The 2,843-nt window shown below is 35.8% G+C and carries 4 protein-coding genes; all 4 read right to left on the minus strand.

Features of this window, described 5'->3' with window-relative positions; all coding sequences use genetic code 11:
* Positions 1 to 72: 72 nt before the first annotated feature.
* From DBR11_RS21200 to DBR11_RS21215, 4 genes are read right to left on the minus strand one after another with little or no spacing between them, the layout of a single operon-like run.
* Entirely contained in the window at positions 73 to 795 is a 723-nt protein-coding gene (locus tag DBR11_RS21200) for a hypothetical protein (protein ID WP_108554616.1), read from the minus strand.
* A complete protein-coding gene (locus DBR11_RS21205) occupies positions 792 to 1,175 on the minus strand; it encodes a GntR family transcriptional regulator (RefSeq protein ID WP_108554617.1) in 384 nt (127 codons plus the stop codon). The genes DBR11_RS21200 and DBR11_RS21205 overlap by 4 nt, the downstream gene beginning before the upstream one ends.
* A gap of 1 nt (position 1,176) precedes the next feature.
* On the minus strand, positions 1,177 to 1,956 hold the full coding sequence (locus DBR11_RS21210; RefSeq protein WP_108554618.1) for a hypothetical protein: 780 nt from the start codon (positions 1,954 to 1,956) through the stop codon (positions 1,177 to 1,179).
* Positions 1,957 to 1,961: 5 nt separating this feature from the next.
* Positions 1,962 to 2,792: an ATP-binding cassette domain-containing protein gene (locus DBR11_RS21215; RefSeq protein WP_108554619.1), complete on the minus strand. Its 831-nt coding sequence runs from the start codon at positions 2,790 to 2,792 to the stop codon at positions 1,962 to 1,964.
* Positions 2,793 to 2,843: the final 51 nt, after the last annotated feature.

Raw genomic sequence — 2,843 nt, forward strand, 5'->3', positions numbered from 1 at the left:
ATCTTATCCCAAAAAAGCAGGCTCAGTGGAGTCTGCTTTTTTGGAAATCAATATATATATTCAAAATATGACTTAGGGCTGATTCAATGCCTGCAAAGCCTTGCCATTGAGAGAAACTGTTGCTTTATCCGTTACAATATAATTGGTTTTAACAATCGTAGGATTCTGGAGTTCCAGTTTACTTTTTCCTGGAATATTAAAAACAGCTGATTTGATCTCATTTGTATTAGAAAGAACTAAATTCGTATTTCCGTTCTTTTGATCTCCAACAACAGCATTCAAAGTTGACAACTGCATTTGATCCAGACTAGCATAAATGGCAGATCCGAGATCCAGTGTTAATGAATCCTGATGAAAACCAGCTATACCAATATAACCTTCATAATTCCACCCATCCTGATTTGTTTTTATTATATACGGATGTGCAACAATCTTATACATATTGGGCGTGATTAAAATAAGCTCCTGGCCATTCACATGAAAATCGCTCTCTTTTGCCTCTTTAGTCAGGTCAATTTTAAGCACACCTCCAACTTTTGACCACACCAACTTATCTTTTATCCTATCCCTTATCCAAAGCCCTTCTGTTTTCCCTTGCTCCACACGAATAGAAATCTTATTTGCAGACTCTATTTCAAGTGCATTTATATTCTTTACAGCATTGTATTCTAAACCATAAAAAGGGTTCTTGTAATCTCCCCTTAAATAGGAAGCCTTCAGGTTAAAATTATAAGCGGCAAGACAAATTAATGTAATGATAACCGCAGTAATAATTAATATTGTACTGGTTCTCATAGTTCTTTAGTTTTATAGTTCTGTTCAATAAAATTGTTAAAACGCACTTCAATCTCTTCTATAGTAATCCCCAGCAGATACATATTTTTAAATAATTCGGGAAGTTCCTGCCCTATGAAGCGTTCTTTACTGTATACTTTGATTTTCTCTTTGGCATCTGCCGAAATAAAAAAACCTATTCCTCTTTTATTGGCAATCACCTCCTTATTCTGAAGAAAGTCATAAGCCCTCACTACAGTAAGCGGATTAACCTGCAGGTCAGAGGCCATTTCTCTTACCGATGGAATCTTTTGCTCTGGTAGCCACTCCTGGGTCATAATTTTTTCTGTTACAAAAGCAGCAATCTGGATATAAATAGCTTCGTTATCTCTAAATTCCATATTACACCTGTTTTTCTTTAAGCCTGAAATAAGTACTCGTCCACAGAACAAGCGTTAATAAACCGGCCATGACCAATAAAATAACATCACTGGTATCATTAGGCCTTACAAAATAAGATGTTTCACCAATCTCAATACCTATGCTGTTAAATGGAACTCCCTTCAATACTTTAACATCAAAAATTGCTTTAAGAAAAAGCGGATTGATCAGGCAAATAAATATGAGGAATATAAAAAAAGTAAAAGCTGTTTTTATAAAATGTAGCTTTTCAAAAAATACGGAGCCTATAAAACAAATGGAATGCAACACTGCAAAAATTGGAAATACAACCCAGATTTTAAAATTCGTCGAAAATACATTGACCACTGTACTTTTATGCGCCTGGTCTATATTACCTATACTAATTACCGTATAATCTATTACATAAAAACAAGCTATATATACAACTTGAAATATCACAAAGGAATATAGCCAGGCCACCAGGTACTTTTCCAAATGTGATGATGGAAGGGTTAAAATAGGTATAGATTTTTTATTATTACCTAAATCTGCAAAAATCAGACTGGTAAATATGGTTCCCGAAAAAAGCATTAAATTAAAAAATATGACTCCTTGGGCCGTTGGGCCTATGCTTCCACCACCGCTGTAAGACATAAACCCAAGCAGCAGTGCCAGAATTCCAATAAGTACACCTACAGACATCAAATAGGTTTTGTACTGCTCAGCTGTCTGCTTTTTAAAAAGGCGAAGAAACCGGATAAGATTAAATGTGTTGTTCATGAGGCTTATTTTAGAGATTTAACAATAACCTGGTGATCGTTAATAATAGCATTAAAAAGCAATTCCATATCTACTTTACTGTATTGATCCGTATGGCTTAGACTAATTGTATTGTTGCCTATTCCATTTTGTTCAGTATAGATTATAGCGTCTTTATTTGCCTGTCCGGACGTACTGAAATGCAAACGGTCTGCTATATCATCCAGACTCTTATGGAGGATAATTTCTCTCTCATGTAAGATGACAAGCGTATCAATTAAACTATCCAAATCCCTGACCTGATGCGTTGATATGATTACGCAGCGATCTTCTGTTAATGATGAAGCCACAATTTTTCGAAATTGAACCTTCGAGGGAATGTCTAATCCGTTAGTGGGCTCATCCATAATCAACAAAGAGGTATTGGTGGAAAGACCAAAAGTGATCATTACTTTCTTTTGCTGCCCAAAAGACAGCTTACTTAGAATCAGATCCGGAGACACATCAAATTCTGCAAGCAATTTATAAAACAAGGCCTGGTCAAATTTGGGGTAAAAGTGTGCTGTCTGACGAATGAATTGATTGGCTGTCAATGTTGGCATATAAACTTCTTCCGGAATAAAAAAGAGTTCCTGCAAAAATACAGGTAAGCGTCTTGCCGCATCGAAGCCATTTACCCTGCACTTCCCTTCAAGGGGAAACACCAGACCAGCTATATTTTTCAGCAAAGTGGATTTACCAGCTCCGTTTTTACCCAGGAGACCATAAATATGACCAACTTCCAGGCTAAGGTTGAGATTTTTGAATAAGAGCGATTTTTTGCTGTATCCAAAACTAAGGTTCGATAATTCAATCATAGAAATAAGTTTACCGTAGTACTGTATTACTTATGTAATACAGTACAAATG

The sequence above is a fragment of the Pedobacter sp. HMWF019 genome (assembly GCF_003061025.1).
In the GTDB taxonomy this organism is placed as follows: Bacteria; Bacteroidota; Bacteroidia; order Sphingobacteriales; family Sphingobacteriaceae; genus Pedobacter.

What these genes read in the sequence shown, in the direction of transcription:
- DBR11_RS21200 (WP_108554616.1), bottom strand. Translation starts at nt 795, where the DNA reads ATGAGAACCAGTACAATATTAATTATTACTGCGGTTATCATTACATTA.
- DBR11_RS21210 (WP_108554618.1), bottom strand. Translation starts at nt 1,956, where the DNA reads ATGAACAACACATTTAATCTTATCCGGTTTCTTCGCCTTTTTAAAAAG.
- DBR11_RS21215 (WP_108554619.1), bottom strand. Translation starts at nt 2,792, where the DNA reads ATGATTGAATTATCGAACCTTAGTTTTGGATACAGCAAAAAATCGCTC.
- DBR11_RS21205 (WP_108554617.1), bottom strand. Translation starts at nt 1,175, where the DNA reads ATGGAATTTAGAGATAACGAAGCTATTTATATCCAGATTGCTGCTTTT.